This window comes from Actinomadura sp. RB99 (assembly GCF_014706005.1).
Classification (GTDB): domain Bacteria; phylum Actinomycetota; class Actinomycetes; order Streptosporangiales; family Streptosporangiaceae; genus Spirillospora.
The window spans coordinates 38273-58038 of the sequence record NZ_JABMCA010000032.1 but is presented as its reverse complement, the minus strand read 5'-3'; the positions used below and the strand labels follow the sequence as shown (position 1 = coordinate 58038).

Sequence of the window (19766 nt, the reverse complement as noted above, 5' to 3'; positions counted from 1 at the left end):
GGCCTTACGGGGTGGGCGAGCCGGCGGGCGTCGGAGTGGCCGAGCCGGTGGGGGTCGGCGTCGTGCCACCCGTGCCGGAACCGCCGGACACGGTCGGGGACGGGGACGCGCCGCCGGTCGGCGTCGCCTCGGTCCCCGGCGCGGCCGGGTAGGTCTCGTACTCGCCCTGCTGCGGGATCACCGGCACCTGGACCTGCACGGAGCCGGCCTGCTCGAACCGCAGCGTCACCATGATCTGCTCGCCGCCGAGCAGCTGCTGCGCCGCGCCGGTCAGCACGACCAGCGGGCCCGTGCCGGTGGCCGGCGACGGCACGGTGGCGCCCTGCGGGGGCGCCGACGGCGTGGTGCTGGACGTGCGCGACGGGTTCCCGCTCGGCACCTGGCCCGGGCCCGTCGGGCTCGGCTTGACAGGGGTGCCGGTCGCGCCCGGCGTCTCGGTGGCGCCCGGGGTCTCGGTGGCGCCCGGCGACTTCTTGCCCTTCTTCGGCGACGGGCTCTCGCTCGCAGGCGCGGCCGGAGCGATCGTCTGCCCGATCAGCTTCACCGCGCCGCCCACGCCGGACGGCGCGGCGGCCGGGATCACGACGCCGCCGCCCTGCAGCTTCACCTGCGAGAAGGCCGGCGAGCTCACCGAGATCAGCTTGTCCGGACGGCCCTTCACCTGGTTGACGATCGTCGCGTACAGCGGCGCGGCGCCGCCCGCCGGCAGCGTCTGGCCCGGCTTCGGCCCCAGCACGAACAGGTTGCGCACGGCGATCTGCGCCGCCGCCGGCTTGTTCGACGGGACGGACGTGTTGACGCCTTCCGTCAGCTGGGTGGGAGCGGAGGTCTGAGGTTCCTCGCCGGCGCCGCAGCCGGAGATCACCGGTGCGATCGCGACGGCGCCCGCGACGGCGAGCGCGACCACTCGACGGCTGTTTCGGATCACGGCGTCGGTCTCCTCGCGAAAAAAAGGGGTGTTGAAGGTTCCAGGTGGCGTGAGATACGCCAGGGGAAGCGTAGCGAGGTCCCTGCCCGAACCCTGATCCGGGGTGGCGACACGGACGGAAAATGTCAGCCGTATCTCAGCGATTTGACCTTCTGCGCGAGATCCGGGCCGGGGGTCGCGCCCGCCACGACGTTCTTGACGACGCCGTCCGGCTGGACGAACACGGCGGTGAGCGCGGACCCCGCCGCCGGCGCCGGGGCGTAGGCGCCCGCCAGCAGGGCCTTCGAGTCCTCCAGGATCTCCGCCGTGCCGTCGTGGGCCGTGCCCGCGCACGCCTTGATGTCCTTGAGCGGGACCGGCTGCCGCCCCGCCGCCGGCCGCGGATCGGCGACCAGCATGAACCGGACCCCGTACTCGTGCGCGCTGCCCGCCAGCGCGGCGACGACGCCCGGGCACTCCGCGCCCGGCGGCACGATGCCGAACACCGCGGGCCGCAGGTCCCGCAGGTCCCTGGTGTTCTTGTCGCGGTTCACCACGTCCACCGCTCCGGCCGGCAGCAGCCCGCCGATCTCGCCCGGCGCGGCGGCCGGGCTCGGGGCCAGCGCGACGCCCTTCGGGCGGGGCGCCGGGCGCGGCCCGAACGCCGTCATCAGCGCCCCGCTGATCAGCGCGACCAGCAGCGCCCCGGCGATGATCGGGATGGCGACGCCGAACCGGGTGACCGGGCGGGCGACCCGGCGCAGCCGCCTGCGGCGCCGGCGGCGGCGCTCCTCGCGGCGGTACGCGAGCACGTCGCGGTCCAGCTCGCGGGCGTCATCGGGCACGACGACGTCGACGTGCGGGAGCCCGTAGTCATCGGGGTCGGGGTCGCCGTCGGGCCTCACGCCGCACCTCCCTCGCCGTCGCTCGCCGGCACCGCCTCGCCGTCCGCCACTGCCCGTTTCGGTCCCTTCCGGCCGCTTCGTACCCGCCCGGGGCGGCATGTTCACCTCCAGTATGGGGCGCGTCCGCCCGATCGGCAGCGGTGACGCTTGTATCGCGAGGGGGGTTGGCGGTAAGGGCGTTCCGGGGGGAGACTGGTGGTGCTCCGGTCACGCTGAGTGCGGGGAACAGGTGCGTGATGCACCATTAAAGAGCTTTGTCAATACCCCAATATGCGGCTTGACCTGCGGATATGTCAGGAAGGCCGGTTCAGCCACGCTGGTTTCCGTGCTACCCTGGTCGTAGCGGAAGGGGTACTTGTCACATGACTTTCCAGGTCGGCGACACCGTCGTCTACCCCCACCATGGGGCTGCTCGGATCGAGGCCATCGAGACTCGCACCATCAAAGGTGAGGAAAAGACCTATCTGGTCTTGAAGGTCGACAAGGGCGACCTGACAGTGCAGGTTCCGGTCGAGAACGTCGAGGACGTGGGCGTCCGGGACGTCGTCGGCCAGGAGGGTCTGGAGAAGGTGTTCGAGGTGCTTCGCGCACCCTACACCGAGGAGCCCACCAACTGGTCGCGCCGGTACAAGGCGAATCTCGAGAAGCTCGCCTCCGGCGACGTGAACAAGGTCGCCGAGGTCGTTCGCGACCTCTGGCGGCGCGACAAGGAGCGCGGCCTGTCGGCGGGCGAGAAGCGCATGCTCGCCAAGGCGCGCCAGATCCTGGTCAGCGAGCTCGCGCTCGCCGAGAAGACCAACGAGGACAAGGCCGAGGCCCTGCTCGACGAGGTTCTGGCCAGCTGAGTTGAACGCGCGGATTCCACGGGTGGGCGTCGGTACCGACGTCCACCCGTTCTCGTCGGAGCCGCGCCCCCTCTGGGTCGCGGGGCTCGAATGGCCCGGGGAGGGCCACGGCCTGGCCGGGCACTCCGACGGCGACGTCGCCGCGCACGCCGCGTGCGACGCCCTGCTGTCGGCCTGCGGTCTCGGTGATCTCGGCGCCGTCTTCGGCACCGCCGACCCGCGCTGGGCCGGGGCGTCCGGGGCCGACCTGCTGCGCGAGGTCGCCCGCCTGGCCGCCGACGCCGGCTTCGCCATCGGGAACGTCGCCGTCCAGGTCGTCGGCAACCGGCCCAAGATCGGCAAGCGCCGCGCCGAAGCGGAGAAGGTCCTCGGCGAGGCGCTGGGCGGCGCCCCCGTGAGCGTCTCCGCCACCACCACCGACGGCCTCGGCATGACCGGCCGTGGTGAGGGGCTGGCCGCCATGGCCACCGCCCTGGTCGTTCCCACCTCCTGATCTTCCCGCCTCCCATCTTCCCGCCGCATCGCGGCCGCAAAGCGGGCTTCTCCGGGCTTAAGGCGCGCCGTCCTGGATCATCGCGGCGAAGATGCGGGTGAGCGGCGTCCGGGCTGGCTAGGGTCGCCTTGAAGGCCCACCCCGCAAGGCGTTCACCCCGGAACGAGAGTCATGCCATCTGATCCCACGCGCCCCGGCGGCCCCCGCTACAGCCCTGCCCAGCGGCGGCTGCTCACCGCGACCGCCGGCCTCGTCGTCGTCGCGCTGGCGGCCGGCGCCTACGTGCTGACCTATCCCGTCCTGCGCGAGCTCGCGCTGGCCGGACGGGCGAGCCGCCGGTGGGCGCCGGTCTATCCGGTGATGGCCGACGCGCTCACCGCCATGACGATCCTCGCGCTGGTGGTCGCGCGGAACGCCCGCTGGTGGAGCAGGCTCCTGCGCTGGGCGCTGCTGCTGCTCCTGGTGGCCGGGGCCGCCGCTGCCGCCGTCCAGCACGCCGTGTGGGGATTCGACTCGCTGCCGCGCGACTCCGTCCGCGCGGGCGTGGCCGTGGCGCCGCACGTGATGCTGGTGATCGCGGTCTGGCTGTGGCTGACGATGATCAAGCAGATCCGGGTGTCCCGCCCCGCCGCGGACGAGCCCGGGCCCGTCGAGGCGCAGCGCGGCCACGTCAAGGTGCTCCCCGCCCTGGAGCCGCCTGCCGCGCTGGAGGCGCCGGCGGCCGAGGAGGAGCACTCCTACGAGGAGGAGCGCGGGTACGAGCCGCGCCCCCGTCCGCTGGACCTGCTGCCCGTCGCCTCGTCCGAACCCGAGCACGAGTTCGACCACGCCACCGTCCACGAGTACGAGGTGGCACGCGACCACGGTTACGAGGTGCCGCACGGCCACCGGCCCGACCTCGACCACGATGACGAGCCGGTGTCCCGGCACGACGTGACCCGCGAGGACGACTCCACGGGCGCGCGCGGGCACGATGACGATGACGAGTACGCGCACGGCCGTGAGGTGACCCGCGAGGACGACTACGCGGGGGTGCGCGCCGTCGCGCGTGAAGGCTACGGCGTGGCGTCCGAGGGCTACGGCGTGGCGCGCGAGGGCTACGGCGAAGCCGACGACGAGCAGGACTACGACGTCGACTACGCGGAGGAGTACGAGCGCGAGCCGTCCCCTCCGCTCGACCCGCTGCCCGAGCCCCGGCCGGCGCCCGCGCTGCTGCCCACCGACGTCGAACTGGTCAGGGGCCGCGACGCCGATGGCCCCGAGCCCGGCGAGAAGGCGCGGACGACCCGTCCCGACATCGTCGTTCCCGGTGCGGAGGGCGCCGCCGGCGTCGACGGCGCCGACGCCGAGGCCGGCGGTGCCGAGCCCGCCACCGACGGCGCCGAGCCCGCCACTGACGGCGCCGAGCCCGCCGCCCACGACGACGGCGCGGAGGAGCAGGACGGCCCGCCCGCCGACCGGGCCGAGGACCCGGACGCGGGCGACGGCGGCGACGCCCCGCCGGTCCCGCGCGTCCCGCACCCGTCGCCCAGCCCGGAGGACGAGCGGGAGCCCGGGGAGGGCCGCATCTGGGACTGGAACCCGCCGCCGTCCGGCAACTTCCGCAGCGGTCCCACGCCTCCCGTGGAGTGAGCCGCGGCCCCGGGCGCGTCCCGTGCGGGCGGGGCCGGATGAGGGGTGCTCGGAGCCGGTCAGAACGCGGGACACCGGGGAAGATATGTCTCCATGACAACGGTTTCGTGGGTGGAGCTGGACGAGGACGACGGCTTCGGCATCGAGAACCTCCCGTACGGCGTGTTCTCGCGTCCCGGGGAGATGCCGCGCGTGGGCGTGGCGATCGGCGCGTACGTTCTCGACCTCGCGGGGCTGTCGGCCGCCGGGCTGGTGGAGGACCGGCACTACTTCGCGTCCGGTTCGCTCAACGCGTTCATGGTGGCGGGGCGCGCCGCCTGGCAGGCCAACCGCGCCCGCCTCACCGACCTGCTGACGGACGCGGCGCACCGTCCGCGGGTGGAACCGCACCTGATCCCGCTGGCGGACGTGGAGGTGCTGCGCCCGATCGAGGTCGCCGACTACGTGGACTTCTACTCGTCCGAGCACCACGCGGCCAACGTCGGGAGGATCTTCCGGCCGCAGGGCGAGCCGCTCAAGCCGAACTGGAAGCGGCTACCGGTCGGGTACCACGGCCGCGCCGGGACGGTGTACCCGTCGGGCACGCCGATCGTCCGGCCGTCCGGGCAGCGCATGACCGGGGTCAGCGAGCCGGAGCCGTCGTACGGGCCGTCGCTGCGGCTGGACTTCGAGGCGGAGGTCGGGTTCGTCGCGGGCGTCCCGTCGATGCCGGGACGGGGCGTGCCGACCGGCGCCTTCCGCGATCACGTGTTCGGGTTCCTGCTGGTCAACGACTGGAGCGCGCGCGACCTCCAGGCGTGGGAGTCGCAGCCGCTCGGGCCGTTCCTCAGCAAGTCGTTCGCGACGTCGATCTCCCCGTGGGTGGTGCCGGTGGCCGCGCTGGAGCACGCGCGGGTGGACCCGCCCGTCCAGGACCCGGAGCCGCTCGGCTACCTGCGCTGCGCCGAGCCGTGGGGGCTGGACCTGCGGCTCGAGGTCCTGATCAACGGGCAGGTCGTGTCCGAGCCGCCGTTCGCCGGGATGTACTGGACGGCGCCGCAGCAGCTCGCGCACGCCACGGTGAACGGCGCGCCGCTGCGCACGGGCGACCTGTTCGCGTCCGGGACGGTGTCGGGGCCGGAGCGCGGCCAGCGCGGCTGCCTGCTGGAGCTCGGCTGGAACGGCCGCGAGCCGGTGGACCTCGGCGACGGGACGAAGCGGACGTTCCTGGAGGACGGCGACACGGTGACGATCCGGGCGACGGCCCCGGGCGCGTCGGGGTCGGTCATCTCGCTCGGGGAGGTCGTTGGCACGGTGCATCCGGCACTGACCTGACGGCCCGGTTATCCACAGAACGACGTTCTGCTGCCGTTCGCCGCGCGCGGCCTCGAACATGGAGGCGTCGGGGTCGGAGGGTCCCGCCGCGACACGGGTGAAGACGTACCGTAAGGGGACGAAGGCGTCCCCGATGGGAGGCGGCGATGCCGTACTACAGGGCCGTGGGGGAGATCCCGCGGAAGCGTCACGTGCAGTTCCGGCGGCCGGACGGCGGCCTGTACGCCGAGGAGCTGATGGGCGAGGAGGGCTTCACGTCCGACTCCAGCCTGCTGTACCACCGGCACGCCCCGACGGCGATCACCAAGAGCGAGGGCGTGCGGGACGGGGCCGCCGACGGCGCCGGGCTCGCCCCGAACCATCCGCTGCAGCCGCGCGCCTACCGCACCCAGGACCTGCCCGAGGGCGGTGACATGGTGCTCGGCCGGCAGATCCTGTTCGGCAACGACGACGTGACGCTCTCGTTCGTCGCGGCGGACGCCACCAGCGAGCTGTACCGGAACTCGGCCGGCGCCGAGGTCGTGTACGTCCAGTCCGGGCGGGCGAGGGTCGAGACGACCTACGGGGCGCTCGACGCCGGCGAGGGCGACTACGTGGTCATCCCGACCGGGACCATCCACCGGTGGGTGCTGCCGGAACGGGGCGGCGGGGCCTCTCTCCACGCGCTCGTCATCGAGGCGAGGGGGCACATCAGGCCGCCGAAGCGGTACCTGTCGCAGTACGGGCAGTTCCTGGAGCACGCCCCCTACAGCGAGCGCGACCTGCGCGGACCGTCCGAACCCCTCCTGGTGGACGGCGGCGAGGTGCCGGTCCTCGTCCGCAACCGGAACGGGCTGTCGCGCCTGACGTACCTGCGGCACCCGTTCGACGTCGTCGGCTGGGACGGCTACCTGTACCCCTACGTCTTCAACATCAACGACTTCGAGCCCATCGTGAAGCGGACGCACGCGCCGCCGCCCGTCCACCAGACGTTCGAGGGCCCGGGGTTCGTGATCTGCTCGTTCTGCCCGCGTCCCCTCGACTTCGACGACCGGGCCGTGCCGATCCCGTACAACCACCACAACGTCGACAGCGACGAGATGATGTTCTACGTCGCCGGGGACTACTCGGCCCGCAAGGGCTCGGGGATCGGCATCGGCTCCATCTCGCTGCATCCGTCGGGGTTCACGCACGGGCCGCAGCCGGGCGCCGTCGAGGCGGTCGTGGAGGCGGTGCGGCAGGGGCACGACCGCACCACGGAGATGGCCGTCATGATCGACACGTTCCGCCCGCTGCGGCTGGGCGCCGCGGCGCGCCGCTGCGAGGACCCCGAGTACGCGTGGACGTGGGCCCGCACCTCCGGCCAGCGGGAGGGCGATGGCTGAGCCGCCCGGTCTCGGCGAGCCGGTCCGGGCCTTCGACGCACGGCCGGCCCGGCGCCGCGCGCTCACCTGGCTGGCCGCGCTCGCCGCGGCCGTGGCCGTGCTGGTCCCGCTCGCCGTCGCCGCCTTCCTGTCCGGCCGCGCCTGGCTCGGCGCGCCGCTCACCGTGATCGCCATGGGCTGCGCCGCGGCCGCCGGGTGGATCGCGGGCTGGGGCATCGTGTGGAAACGCGCCCCCGTCGTGCACCTGTACACCGGTGGTCTCCTGGTGTCCCCACCTCCCGCCGCCGGCGGCGCCACTTCGACGTCCTCCCATCGCGCGCGTGGGGACGCACGCGGGGAGGGCGACACGTGGGGAGGGCACACCCCGCAGGGGACGCTCGCGACCCGCGGACCGGGCGGCGACGCCGCTGTGTTCGTATGGGACGACCTGGTCTCGGTGACGGTCTCCGGCGTCCACCTTGGGGGCCGGGCTCCGGCATCGTCCAGCGGCTCGACCCTGGGCGCGGGCGGCTCCGGGCCGGCCGGCGGGACGCGGTGGCGCTTCACGGTCGTGAGCTCGGACGGGCGCGTCCTGCGCTTCGGCGACGAGCTCCCGGGCGTCCGGCTGCTCGGCGAGACGATCGCCGCCGAGGTGACGCGCCGCGCGGTGCCCCGGCACCTCGCGGCGGTCAAGGCGGGCGAGACCGTGCGGCTGGGGCCCTTCACCGTCGACCTGGAAGGCGTCGAGAAGGACGGGCAGCGGGTCCCATGGCAGGCGGTCCGCGAGGTCGGGATCGAGGACGGCCTGGTGAACGTGCGCTCGTACGGCGGCCGTCCCGACCTGGCCGCGGTCGCCGGCCACATGCCCGACGCCCTGCCCTTCACCCTCCTCTGCGACCAGATCAAAGAACTACTAGGCACCCACTGACGTGCGGGCGGCTCTCCACGCCCCCACGGACCCGGTGACCTGACCCACGTCCCGGCAGGTGCGAGCCCGCGCGGCCGGCACCGGGCACGGGACGCCCTCCGGAGGTTTTTCGGGGATCCGAAGATTTCTTCGGGAAGGATGTCGAGGAACCGGCCGCGGCTCCGATCAGTGGGTGACGGGCGGCCGACGAGGGCCGCCACCGGGACCGGGGCGGCCGCGAGAGGCCGCGCCACCAGAACGAGGAGACACCGTGAAGTACATGCTGCTGATCTTCAACCGGCCGGGGTTCGTCGAGGAGCTGACCGAGCAGGAGCGCCAGGAGCTGTTCGGCGAGGTCGACGAGATCATGAAGGAGATCACCGAGCGCGGCGAGCTCGTGGTGACCGAGGCGCTCGCCGACCCGTCCACCACCCGGGTCGTCCGGCAGAAGGACGGGCTGCCCGCCGTGACCGACGGCCCGTTCGTCGAGGCGAAGGAGCACCTCGCCGGCTACCTCACCGTCGACTGCGACAGCCTGGAGCGGGCCGTCGAGATCGCCTCGCGCTGGCCGGACGTCCGGTTCGGCGGGCGCATGGAGGTCCGCCCCGTGATGCACCACGCCGGAAGCGAGATGTGACCGTGCCCGTCGCGGTCGAGGACCTGCTGCGCGAGCTGGCGCCGCAGGTCCTCGGGACCCTCGTGCGGCGGCACGGCGCGTTCGACGCGTGCGAGGACGCCGTCCAGGAGGCGCTGCTCGCCGCCGCCGTCCAGTGGCCGGAGGAGGGCGTCCCGGAGAACCCGCGCGGCTGGCTGCTGACCGTCGCGACGCGCCGCCTCACCGACCAGTGGCGCAGCGAGCGCGCGCGCCGCGACCGGGAGGCCGCCGTCGCGCTGCGCGAGGTGCCCGCCGGCGAGGAGGCTCCGGGCGAGGACCGTCCCGGCGACCGCGACGACACGCTGACCCTGCTGTTCCTCTGCTGCCATCCGGCGCTGACGCCGTCCTCGCAGGTCGCGCTGACCCTCCGCGCGGTCGGCGGGCTGACGACCGCGCAGATCGCGCGGGCGTTCCTGGTGCCGGAGGCGACGATGGCGCAGCGGATCAGCCGGGCCAAGCAGCGGATCAAGGCGACCGGCGCCCGGTTCGCCCCGCCGCCCCCGGCCGAGCGCGACGAGCGGCTCCGCGCCGTCCTGCACGTCCTGTACCTGATCTTCAACGAGGGGTACACCGCGTCCAGCGGCCCGGACCTGCAGCGCGCCGACCTCACGGCGGAGGCGATCCGGCTGGCCAGGGCGGTGCACGGGCTGCTGCCCGGGGACGGGGAGGTCACCGGGCTGCTCGCCCTGATGCTGCTGACCGACGCCCGCCGGCCCGCCCGCACCGGCGCGGACGGGCTGCTCGTCCCGCTGTCCGAGCAGGACAGGACGCGCTGGGACGCCGGGGCGATCGGCGAGGGCACCCGGCTGATCACCGACGCCCTCACCTGGTCGGCGCCCGGCCCGTACCAGGTGCAGGCCGCCATCGCCGCCGTCCACGCGGAGGCCCCGCGCCCCGAGGACACCGACTGGCCGCAGATCCTCGCCCTGTACCGGCTGCTGTCGCACCTGGCGCCGAACCCGATGGTCACGCTGAACGAGGCCGTCGCGCTCGCGATGGTGCACGGCCCGCGCGCCGGCCTCGACCTGCTGGCGACCCTGGACGGCGACGAGCGCCTGTCCGAGCACCACCGGCTCGCGGCCGTCCGGGCCCACCTGCTGGAGCAGGCGGGCGACCCGGCCGCCGCCCGCCGCGCCTACCGGGAGGCCGCCCGCGGCACCACGAGCCTCCCGGAACAGCGCTACCTCGAAGCCCGCATCGCACGACTCGACGGAGAACACCACGATGGAAACGACCACGCGAACCCTTGACGTCCCCGGCGCCTCCCTGCACTACGAGGTGCGCGGGTCCGGGCCCGTCCTGCTGCTGATCTGCGGCGGTATCTACGACGCGGCGGGCTACGCCGGGCTCGCTGGGCTGCTCGCCGACCGCTACACGGTCGTGACCTACGACCGGCGCGGCAACTCCCGCAGCCCGCTCACCGGCCCGCCCGAGCGCCAGGAGATCGCCGTCCACGCCGACGACGCGTCCCGGCTGCTCGGCGCGGTGGCCGGCGGCCCCGCCTTCGTGTTCGGCAACAGCTCCGGCGCGCAGATCGCGCTCGAGCTGGCGGCGCGGCATCCCGAGCAGGTCCGCGCGGTCGTCGCGCACGAGCCGCCGCTGCTCGGGCTGCTGCCGGACGCCGACCACTGGGAGTCGGTCATCGCGGACGTCGAGCACGCCTATCGGGAAGGCGGCGTCGGCCCCGCGATGGGCGTCTTCGGCGCCGCCATGGGCATGTCCGGCGGCGACGAGCCCGGCAGCGAAGGCGAGCCCAGCAGCGAGGGTGAACCTGGGGGCGAGGGCGAACCCGACGACGCGGGGGAGCCCGGGAACGCGGGGGAGCCCGACAACGCGGGGGAGCCCGACAACGCGGGGGAGCCCGACAACGCGGGGGAGCCCGGGAACGCGGGGGAGGCGGCGAGCCTCCGGGAGGCCGCCGGGTCCTCCGAGGCCGCGGAGGCGCCGAGCCCCGAGATGCTGGAGATGTTCGCGCGCTTCGAGAAGAACACCGACTTCTTCGCCGGCTACGAGGTGCCCGGCTTCGGGCGCCACTCCCTCGACGTCGGGAGGCTGCGCGAGTCGCCCGTCCGGATCACGGTCGCCGTCGGCGCGGAGTCCGCCGGCGAGCCGCCCCACCGGGCCGGTCTCGCCCTGGCCGAGCGCCTCGGGAAGCCCGCCGAGACCTACCCGGGCGACCACGGCGGCTTCGGCGCCGAGGCCCCCGCCTTCGCCGCCCGCCTCGCCGAGACCTTCTCCTCCTGATGCGAGGCACAGCCCCCGGTCCCCTCCGGGCCCGTCCGGAGGGGGGCCGTCGGATCGGGCGCGGGTGCGCGAGAGTCCGCGCGGGCAGGGGCCTATCCAATAACCTGGGGCTGTGAGTCTGCGCCTTTACGACACCGGTACCCGTAGCGTCCGCACGTTCGAGCCCCTCGAAGAGGGCCGCGTGGGGATGTACGTGTGCGGTGCGACGCCGCAGGCCTCTCCGCACATCGGGCACCTCCGGTCCGGTGTCATCTACGACGTGCTGCTGCGGTGGCTGCGCGCGTCCGGCTACGAGGTGACGTTCGCGCGGAACGTCACCGACGTCGACGACAAGATCATCGCGGTGGCGGCGGAGCGGGGCGTGCCGTGGTTCGCGGTCGCCGAGGGCAACCAGCGGGTCTTCACGCAGGGCTACGACCTGCTCGGCTGCCTGCCGCCGACGATCGAGCCGCGCGCCACCGGGCACGTCCCGGAGATGATCGTGCTGATCCGGCGGCTGATCGAGAACGGGCACGCCTACACCGCGGCCGGCGACGTGTACTTCGACGTGAAGTCCTGGGCCGACCACTACGGCGAGCTGTCGAACCAGCGGCTGGAGAACATGCGGCCGACCGGCGACACCCCGAACGAGGACGCCAAGCGCGACCCGCGCGACTTCGCGCTGTGGAAGGGCGCCAAGCCCGGCGAGCCGTCCTGGGAGACGCCGTGGGGCGACGGGCGCCCCGGCTGGCACCTGGAGTGCTCGGCGATGGCGACCAAGTACCTCGGGCCGGTCTTCGACATCCACGGCGGCGGCGTCGACCTGATCTTCCCGCACCACGAGAACGAGATCGCCCAGTCGCGCGCGGCGGGCGACGGGTTCGCGCGGTACTGGCTGCACAACGGGCTGCTGACCGTCGACGGCGAGAAGATGAGCAAGTCCGTCGGGAACGTGGTGCTGCTGCCCGACCTGCTCGGGAAGGCCCGTCCGGCGGAGATCCGCTACTACCTGGCCTCGGCGCACTACCGGTCGCTGATGGACTACACCGACGCGGCGCTTGCCGAGGCGGTGTCGGCCTACCAGCGCATCGAGGGGTTCGTCACGCGGGCGAGCGAGGTCGTCGGCGCGGGAGAGCCGGCGGGTTCGGTGCCCGAGGCCTTCGCGGCCGCGATGAACGACGACCTGGGCGTCCCGCAGGCGCTCGCGACGCTGCACGAGACCGTCCGGGAGGGCAACAGCGCCCTGGCGGCCGGGGACGAGGACGCGGTCCGCGGGCATCTGGCGTCCGTCCGGGCGATGGCCGGGGTACTGGGCCTCGACCCGCTGTCGGAGCAGTGGAGCCAGGGCGGCGGCGACGATCTGCGTCCCGTCGTGGACGCCCTGGTCGCGGTGGCCCTGGAGCAGCGGCAGGCGGCGCGGGCCCGCAAGGACTACGCGTCCGCCGACGCCATCCGCGACGGCCTCGCCGACGCCGGGATCGTCGTCGAGGACACCCCGCACGGCGCCCGATGGGAACTGAAGCGCGACTGACCTGGCCGCCCCCTGGCCCTGATCTCGCCGCCCTTTGGCCCTGACCTGGCCGAACCCGGGGCCCTGGCCTCGCCGGGCCGGGGCCGCGGCCCGGGCCGCCCGCCCTCCCCGGCGGGCGGTTCGGTCCGGCGGGCGTCGCGCACTGGCCGCGGCGGATAAAATGGCATGTTCGCGGGCGCCCGCATGTGCGCGCCCCGGAGTTTCCAGCCGCCCGACAGCCGCGAGGGCGAGCACGCAATCGTCGCGAGGGGCGTACCGAACAATGGCCAAGCGCAAGGGCAAGGGTCCCACCCCCAAGGCCGAGGACCGGCACTGGCACGGCAAGCGCCAGAAGGCGCGCGCCGTCAAGAGCGCCAAGCGGACCGGCACCCAGACGCTGGGCCCGGGCGCGCGCGCGGCGCGGACCACCGACGGCCGCCCCACGACGGGCCGTCCCGCCGGAGCGCGCCGCGCGAACGGTGAAGTCCCCGAGCTGGTCACCGGGCGCAACCCGGTCGTGGAGGCGCTGCGCGCGGGGGTGCCCGGCAGCACCCTGTACGTGACGTCGGGCACGGACGAGCGCGTCCGCGAGTCGATCCAGATCGCCGCCGACCGCGGCATCCCGCTGCTGGAGACCGGCAAGAACGAGCTTGACCGGCTCACCGACGGTGCCGTCCACCAGGGCATCGCGCTCCAGGTCAAGCCGTACCGGTACGCGCATCCGGACGACCTGCTCACCGGGACGTCCCCGCTGATCGTCGCGGTCGACGGGATCACCGACCCGCGCAACCTCGGCGCGATCGTCCGGTCCGCGGCGGCGTTCGGCGCCACCGGCGTGGTGGTGCCGGAGCGGCGCGCCGCGGGAGTGAACGCGGGCGCCTGGAAGTCGTCCGCGGGGACGCTCGCGACGGTCCCGGTGGCGCAGGCGACGAACCTGGCGCGGCAGCTGAAGGCGTACCAGAAGGCCGGCTGCTTCGTCGCCGGCCTGGACGCGCGCGGCGGCGTGACCATCGGCGACATGGAGATCGCGACGGGCCCGTTCGTGCTGGTCGTGGGCTCGGAGGGCAAGGGCCTCGGCCGGCTCGTCGCCGACACCTGCGACATGCTCGTGACGATCCCGATGCCGGGCAAGGCGGAGTCGCTGAACGCCGGGGTGGCGGCCGGGATCGCGCTGTACGAGGTCAGCCGCCTGCGCTCCTGACGCCCCGCCGTCCCTGACGTCTCGCTGCTCGCGGACGTCTCGCCGCCCCGATCGCCTCGACGGCGGTCGGGGGCGGGGAAGCGGTCAGGAGGGGGCGGCGGTGTTCCCGAGGCGTTCCTTGAGCGTGGCGGCGAACGCGGCGCGATCGTTGCTGCGCGGGTACGGCTCGTCCGGGACGGGGACGTCGAGGAACGCGCAGAGCGGCTCCCACCCGTGGGCGGCCTCGAACTCCAGGAGCCGCCCCGCCGGGATCTCGCGGCGCACCGCCTCGTTGTGCTCGTTGAACATCCTGATCGCGTGGTCCTCGTCGATCCGGCCGCCGAGGACGCCCTCCCAGACGATGCGGCGGGCGACGTCGCGCATCGCGGCGACTTCCGGCGGCGCGCCGTCGAAGTCCGCGTTGTGCGACTGGAAGATGGTGGCGCGCGCGCTCTGGTACCAGCATTCGGGGTCGCGGACGGTGAGGATGACCTTCGCGTCGGGATAGTGGCGGGTGAGGTCCCGCCAGTACGCGGCACCAGGCCAGTCGACCGTCGCGCGGTAGCCGTCGTAGACGCGGTCCCAGTCGGGGGTTCCCGTCTCGGCGACCTCGCGCCATAGACCGATCTGTGCGGGGTCCTCGAACAGGGCCGCCATATGGTGGCACGGCCCGAATCCGAGCCGTTCCAGGGCGGTCCGCAGGGAGAGCGTGCCGGTCCGGCCGAATCCGACGCCGATGACCTGAAGCAAGGGGAGCTCCTCTCGATCGGTTGCCGAGGCCAGCGTCGGCCGGGTGCCGGGGACCCGCAAGGGATACGTTCCGTACTCGCTCGACAGCGTGTGGTCACGCGAGCGGCATGGTGGCCGGGATCACTCTCTTTCCGTAAATAATCTCAACGTTCAGAGGATTGACGGTCAGGTAAGCCTCGTGCTGTTATCTCAACGTTGAGGTAACCAATGAAGGGTGATCCAGATGACCGCCATCGCGGCACCCCGGTCCCTGCGCAACCGCTACGCCGCCGACCTCGGCCTCGCGGCGCTCGCGCCCGCGAGCTGGGGCACCACCTACGTCGTCACCACCACGCTGCTGCCCGACGGCCGCCCCCTGCTGGCCGCCACGATGCGCGCCCTGCCCGCCGGGCTGGTGCTCCTCGCCGCCAACCGCCGCCTCCCCCAGGGCTCCTGGTGGTGGAAGTCCGCCGTCCTCGGCGTCCTCAACTTCGGCGCGTTCTTCCCGCTGATCTTCTTCGCCGCGTACCGGCTGCCCGGCGGCGTCGCCGCCACCATCGGCTCCGTCCAGCCGCTGGTCGTCGCGGTGCTGTCGGTGCTCGTCCTGCACGCCCGCCCCGCCCGCGCCGTGCTGTACTCGGCGATCGCCGGCACCGGCGGCGTCGCGCTGCTGACCCTGACCGGCGACGCCCGCCTCGACCCGCTCGGCATCGGCGCCATGCTCACCGCCACCTCGCTGATGGCCGCGGCGATCGTGCTGGCCAAGAAGTGGGGACGGCCCGAGTCCCCGATCGTCATGACGGGCTGGCAGCTCACCGTCGGCGGGCTCGTCCTCGCCCCCTTCACGCTCGCGTTCGAAGGCGTCCCCACGTCGCTGACCGGCCAGAACGTCCTCGGCTTCCTCTACCTCGGCATCGTCGGGACCGCGATCGCGTACGCGCTGTGGTTCCGCGGCATCGACCGGCTGCCGCCCACCTCGGTCTCCCTGCTCGGCCTCACCAACCCGATGGTCGCGACCCTCGCCGGCCTGACGATCCTCGGCCAGACCCTCACCGGCTGGCAGGTCGTCGGGTTCACCGTCGCCCTCGGCGCCCTCGTCGCCGGACAGGCGTTCAACCGCCGATCATGACCCGTCCCGGACGCCCTGCCGCACACCGAGGCGCCGCCGCTCCAGGAACGCGATCTCGACCTCGTCCTGTGTGCGCGCGAGCGCCTCACCGTAGGCCGCAGCGGCCTCCCCGTCCCGCCCCGACCTCCGCAGCAGATCCGCGCGGATCGCATGGAACAGGTAATAGCGGCTCAGATCCAGCTCCTCGACCAGCACGAGCGCCGCGTCCACCCCCTCGACCTCCGCGACCGCGACCGCCCGGTTGAGCGCCACCACCGGGCTCGGCGCCACCGCCATCAGCTGGTCGTACAGCGCCAGCACCTGCCGCCAGTCCGTCGGCGGACGGCTGTGCACCGCGTTGATCGCCGCCTGGATCTGGTACGGCCCCGGACGGTTCCGCCGCAGGCACCACCGCACCAGCTCCCGGCCCTCCTCCGCCATCGCCCCGTCCCACGAGCCAGGATCCTGGTCGGCGAGCAGCACCAGCTCGCCGTCCCGCACCCGCGCCGCCCGCCGCGACTCCACCAGCAGCATCAACGCCAGCAGCCCCCGCACCTCCGGCTCGTCCGGCATCAGCTCCAGCAGCACCCGGCCCAGCCGGATCGCCTCCGCCGCCGTCCCCTCCCGCCGGTAGCCCTCGTTGAACACCAGGTAGACCACCGCGAGGACCCCCACCAGACGTTGCGGAAGGTCCTCCGCCGCAGGCACCCGGTACGGGATCCGCGCCTCCCGGATCCTCGCCTTGGCCCGCACCAGCCGCTGCGCCATCGTCTTCTCCGGCACCAGGAACGCCCGCGCGACCTCCGCCGTCGACAACCCGCCCACCATCCGCAACGTCAGCGCCACCCGCGCCGCCATCCCCAGCGCCGGATGGCAGCACGTGAACAGCAGCCGCAACCGGTCGTCCCCGATCGCGGGCTCCGCGCCCGCCTCCGCCTCCGCCGGACCGCTCAGCAGCGCCGCCTGCGCGTGCTTCCCCGGCCGCGCGCCCTCCCGCCGCAGCCGGTCGATCGCCCGGTTCCGCGCCGTCGTGATGATCCACCCCGCCGGGCTCGGCGGCGGACCGTCCACCGGCCAGCGCCGCACGGCCTCGGCGAACGCGTCCTGCACGGCCTCCTCCGCGACGTCCAGATCCCCGAACGCCCGGACCAGCACCGCCACCGCGCGGCCGTGCTCCTCCCGGAACGCCCGCTCGACGTCGTCAGCACTCACCCTGGAAGGGTCGCACCTCCACCGGCAGCCCCGTCACCCGCGAGTACCGCCCGGCCCACCACAGCGCCTCGTCCTGGCTCTCCATCTTGACGATGGTCAACCCGCCGATGTGCTCCTTGCTCTCGGTGTACGGCCCGTCGGTCGCGATCACGTCATCGCCCTCGACCCGCACCACCGCGCTGTCGCCGGGCTCGTGCAGCGGGCACCCGAACACCCACGCCTCCGAGAGCTCCAGCTCCCGCCGGATCTCGCCGAGCTTCGCCATCACCTTCTCCAGCTCCTCCGGCGGCGGCTTCTCGCCCACGGGCTGGATGATGTTGAACACGTACCGCTTCATGCGTCCTCCAGTTTCCGATAGGTCGCGATGACGACCCCAGTCGTCGTCGTGACGGTGCCCACCAGCCGCAGATTCTCCGAGAATCCCGCGAACAACCGCCGTCCCGTCCCCAGCACCACCGGATGGATCAGCAGCAGGAACACGTCCACGAGCCCCAGCCGCGCGAGCGACCGGACGAGCTCCCCGCTGCCGTGCACCGTGAGCCGCTCCTCCCGCTCCTTGATCCCCGCGACCGCCTCCACGTCGTCCACGAGCACCGAGTTCTCCCACGGGAGCGGCTCCCGCAACGTCCGCGACACGACGTACTTCCGCGTCCGGTTCAGGACCTCGGTGTACGGGTTGTCCTTCCGGGCGGGCCACACCGCGCGGAAGTCCTCGTACGTCCGCCGGCCGAGCAGGATCGCCCCGCCGCCGCCCATCCGCTTGCCCATCTCGGAGGCCATGACCTCGTCATTCCCGGGAATCGCCCAACCACCGTGCGGGAACCCGTCCCGTTCGTCCTCGTCCGCCCGCGCCGGCGCCTGCATCACGCCGTCGAGCGTCACGTGCTCCACCACAGTCAGGTTCCCCACGAGCCGATCTCCTCACCTACGGCCGGCCCACCGCCGACCCCTCGCCCCCAATACGAAGACGCTCTCCCCGGATCGACACCGATCCCGAGAAACTTCCGCACGCCCTTCCCCACTGGGCGCATCAGGCGCTCATGGGACTTTCATCTTCCGCCCATGGGGCTCTCAGGACGTCTCGTTTGGCTTGCCGCGTCCCCGTTTCCCCCCAACGAGGAGGCTCCCGATGGACGAGAACGAGCAAGATGGACCGGCGCCACGCACAAGGCTGAGCCGCCGCGCCGCGCTGACCGCGATGGGCGGCGTCGGCCTGACGGTCGGAGCGGTCGCCGGCGGCGTGGCGCTCTCCGGCGGCGCCGAGGGCGGGACCGCCACGCCCGTGTCCGCCACGTCCGGTGCGAAGCGGCCGTCATGCGTCCTCACGCCGGAGACGATCGAAGGCCCGTACTACCTCGACTACGAGATGGTCCGGCGCACCATCACCGAGGACCGGCCGGGCGTCCCGCTGATCCTGCGGACGACCGTCGTCGACTCCCGGACGTGCCGTCCGATCCCCAGGGCGGCCGTGGACATCTGGCACTGCGACGCGGGCGGCGTCTACTCCGGCTACGAGGGCAACACCCTGCCCGGCGGCGGGACGCCCCCCACCGGCGCCCCCACCGGCGCCCCCACCGGCGCCCCCACCGGCGCCCCCACCGGCGCCCCCACCGGCGCCCCCACCGGCGCGCCGACCGGCCCGCCTCCCGGGGGCGGCGACATGCACCAGGAGCCGGTCAACGACCTGACCTTCCTGCGCGGCGTCCAGCTCGCCGACGGCCACGGCGCCGCCGAGTTCGCGACCATCTACCCCGGCTGGTACCAGGGGCGGGCCCTGCACATCCACGTGAAGGTGCACATCGGAGGCAAGGTCGACCGGCAGAAGAAGACCTACACCGGCGGGCACGTCAGCCACACCGGCCAGCTCTTCTTCGCCGAGGACCTGGCGGAGAAGATCGCCGCGCTGTCCCCCTACAAGGACAACACCGTCGAGCGCGTGAAGCTGGACGACGACTTCATCTACCAGCAGGCCGACTCCGGCCTGCTGACGATCCGTCCGCTCCACAAGGGCCGGATCGAACGCGGCCTGCTCGCCACCATCACCCTGGGCGTAGACCCGACCGCCACCTGACCCGCACGCACGACGCCCCCTTCCCCAACCGGAAGGGGGCGTCGTGCGTGGGACTTGAACCCTCCGCCTCCTGTTCCAAAGGCGCCGGGAAACCACCGCCGCCCGCCTGGCCCGCTCGTGACACCCCTCTCACCAGCGTGAACGTCCCAGTGAAGACGGCACGTCCCAGAAACACCGCCACAGGGACGCTTCCCCGCCACAACGAGAACAGGAATCCTCTTATGCGCATGATCATCTCTGCCGGCGCGGGCGTCGCCGTCCTTGCCCTCGCCGCCTGCGAGCCGGCCGCCCCCACGGCCGCGCCCGCCAAAACCGTCACCGTCACCCCGACGCCGACGCACACCGTGACCGCGGCGCCGAAGGCCGCCGCACCGACGAAGACGCACGCCGCGAAGCCGAAGCTGATCCGCGTTCCCGACGTCGTCGGCCACAACCACCAGAAGGCGCAGGACGAGATGCAGGCCCACGGCCTGTTCATGCTCGCCGAAGAAGACGCGACCGGTCAGGGACGGATGCTGCTGTGGGACCGGAACTGGGTCGTCGTCCGGCAGAAGCCCGCACCCGGAACCGTGGTCTCACCGAATACCACGATCACCTTGTACAGCAAGAAGTACACCGACTGATCCGGCGGCTCGGCGTCCTCCCGCGGGCGTCCACTTGTGGACGCAGGACGCCGCAGGTGGAGGACTGGTTTCCGCGTCCCAGGACCATACGCTTGCGCTGATCTCGGGA

General features: G+C 73.3%; 20 protein-coding genes. 14 read left to right on the top strand and 6 right to left on the bottom strand.

What is annotated here, in order from left to right; translation table 11 throughout:
- Window positions 1-4: 4 nt before the first annotated feature.
- Together amrb99_RS26365 and amrb99_RS26360 are read right to left on the bottom strand one after the other, a co-directional pair.
- The gene (locus tag amrb99_RS26365; protein WP_190860805.1) at window positions 5-928 is read right to left on the bottom strand and encodes a hypothetical protein; all 924 of its coding nucleotides are present in this window, start codon (window positions 926-928) and stop codon (window positions 5-7) included.
- Between the two features lie 125 nt (window positions 929-1053).
- Window positions 1054-1812, bottom strand: a complete 759-nt coding sequence (locus amrb99_RS26360) for a hypothetical protein (protein ID WP_190860803.1) — start codon at window positions 1810-1812, stop codon at window positions 1054-1056.
- Window positions 1813-2174: 362 nt separating this feature from the next.
- Here amrb99_RS26360 and amrb99_RS26355 point away from each other — a divergent pair, with 362 nt between their 5' ends.
- The 11 genes from amrb99_RS26355 (at window position 2175) to rlmB (ending at window position 13935) form a co-directional block, all read left to right on the top strand.
- On the top strand, window positions 2175-2657 hold the full coding sequence (locus amrb99_RS26355; RefSeq protein ID WP_067459337.1) for a CarD family transcriptional regulator: 483 nt from the start codon (window positions 2175-2177) through the stop codon (window positions 2655-2657).
- Between the two features lie 22 nt (window positions 2658-2679).
- Window positions 2680-3150: a 2-C-methyl-D-erythritol 2,4-cyclodiphosphate synthase gene (gene ispF, locus amrb99_RS26350; protein WP_347256869.1), complete on the top strand. Its 471-nt coding sequence runs from the start codon at window positions 2680-2682 to the stop codon at window positions 3148-3150.
- A 171-nt stretch (window positions 3151-3321) separates the two neighbouring features.
- A complete protein-coding gene (locus tag amrb99_RS26345) occupies window positions 3322-4782 on the top strand; it encodes a hypothetical protein (RefSeq protein WP_190860799.1) in 1461 nt (486 codons plus the stop codon).
- Window positions 4783-4875: 93 nt separating this feature from the next.
- Window positions 4876-6096 carry a fumarylacetoacetase gene (fahA, locus tag amrb99_RS26340; RefSeq protein ID WP_190860797.1) on the top strand — a complete coding sequence of 407 codons (1221 nt, stop codon included), beginning with the start codon at window positions 4876-4878 and terminating at the stop codon, window positions 6094-6096.
- A 146-nt stretch (window positions 6097-6242) separates the two neighbouring features.
- Window positions 6243-7460: a homogentisate 1,2-dioxygenase domain-containing protein gene (locus amrb99_RS26335; RefSeq protein WP_190860795.1), complete on the top strand. Its 1218-nt coding sequence runs from the start codon at window positions 6243-6245 to the stop codon at window positions 7458-7460.
- Complete coding sequence (locus amrb99_RS26330) at window positions 7453-8367, top strand: DUF6585 family protein (RefSeq protein WP_190860787.1); 915 nt, start codon at window positions 7453-7455, stop codon at window positions 8365-8367. The genes amrb99_RS26335 and amrb99_RS26330 overlap by 8 nt, the downstream gene beginning before the upstream one ends.
- Before the next feature lie 259 nt (window positions 8368-8626).
- Window positions 8627-8983, top strand: a complete 357-nt coding sequence (locus amrb99_RS26325; protein WP_194737203.1) for a YciI family protein — start codon at window positions 8627-8629, stop codon at window positions 8981-8983.
- A 2-nt stretch (window positions 8984-8985) separates the two neighbouring features.
- Entirely contained in the window at window positions 8986-10251 is a 1266-nt protein-coding gene (locus amrb99_RS26320) for a DUF6596 domain-containing protein (RefSeq protein ID WP_190860933.1), read from the top strand.
- On the top strand, window positions 10226-11245 hold the full coding sequence (locus amrb99_RS26315) for an alpha/beta fold hydrolase (RefSeq protein WP_190860781.1): 1020 nt from the start codon (window positions 10226-10228) through the stop codon (window positions 11243-11245). The genes amrb99_RS26320 and amrb99_RS26315 overlap by 26 nt, the downstream gene beginning before the upstream one ends.
- 112 nt (window positions 11246-11357) lie before the next feature.
- The gene (gene cysS / locus amrb99_RS26310) at window positions 11358-12755 is read left to right on the top strand and encodes a cysteine--tRNA ligase (protein WP_190860777.1); all 1398 of its coding nucleotides are present in this window, start codon (window positions 11358-11360) and stop codon (window positions 12753-12755) included.
- 262 nt (window positions 12756-13017) lie between these two features.
- On the top strand, window positions 13018-13935 hold the full coding sequence (rlmB, locus tag amrb99_RS26305) for a 23S rRNA (guanosine(2251)-2'-O)-methyltransferase RlmB (protein WP_190860773.1): 918 nt from the start codon (window positions 13018-13020) through the stop codon (window positions 13933-13935).
- A gap of 84 nt (window positions 13936-14019) precedes the next feature.
- On the opposite strand, the gene amrb99_RS26300 is transcribed toward rlmB, so the two are convergent.
- Entirely contained in the window at window positions 14020-14664 is a 645-nt protein-coding gene (locus amrb99_RS26300) for a sulfotransferase family protein (RefSeq protein ID WP_190860771.1), read from the bottom strand.
- Between the two features lie 223 nt (window positions 14665-14887).
- Here amrb99_RS26300 and amrb99_RS26295 point away from each other — a divergent pair, with 223 nt between their 5' ends.
- A complete protein-coding gene (locus tag amrb99_RS26295) occupies window positions 14888-15772 on the top strand; it encodes an EamA family transporter (protein ID WP_190860767.1) in 885 nt (294 codons plus the stop codon).
- Here the strand turns inward: amrb99_RS26295 and amrb99_RS26290 are convergent.
- The 3 genes from amrb99_RS26290 to amrb99_RS26280 are packed head-to-tail and all read right to left on the bottom strand — an operon-like array spanning window position 15767 to window position 17872.
- The gene (locus amrb99_RS26290) at window positions 15767-16963 is read right to left on the bottom strand and encodes a sigma-70 family RNA polymerase sigma factor (protein ID WP_190860764.1); all 1197 of its coding nucleotides are present in this window, start codon (window positions 16961-16963) and stop codon (window positions 15767-15769) included. The two genes, amrb99_RS26295 and amrb99_RS26290, sit on opposite strands and share 6 nt — an antisense overlap.
- A complete protein-coding gene (locus amrb99_RS26285) occupies window positions 16953-17300 on the bottom strand; it encodes a YciI family protein (protein ID WP_190860761.1) in 348 nt (115 codons plus the stop codon). Before amrb99_RS26285 ends, amrb99_RS26290 begins: the two co-directional genes overlap by 11 nt.
- Window positions 17297-17872, bottom strand: coding sequence for a dihydrofolate reductase family protein (locus amrb99_RS26280; protein WP_190860757.1), 576 nt, complete (start codon window positions 17870-17872; stop codon window positions 17297-17299). The genes amrb99_RS26285 and amrb99_RS26280 overlap by 4 nt, the downstream gene beginning before the upstream one ends.
- 220 nt (window positions 17873-18092) lie before the next feature.
- On the opposite strand from amrb99_RS26280, the gene amrb99_RS26275 reads away from it, so the two are divergent.
- Window positions 18093-19034, top strand: coding sequence for an intradiol ring-cleavage dioxygenase (locus amrb99_RS26275; RefSeq protein ID WP_190860755.1), 942 nt, complete (start codon window positions 18093-18095; stop codon window positions 19032-19034).
- Between the two features lie 227 nt (window positions 19035-19261).
- Window positions 19262-19657, top strand: coding sequence for a PASTA domain-containing protein (locus tag amrb99_RS26270; protein WP_190860753.1), 396 nt, complete (start codon window positions 19262-19264; stop codon window positions 19655-19657).
- Window positions 19658-19766 lie beyond the last annotated feature (109 nt).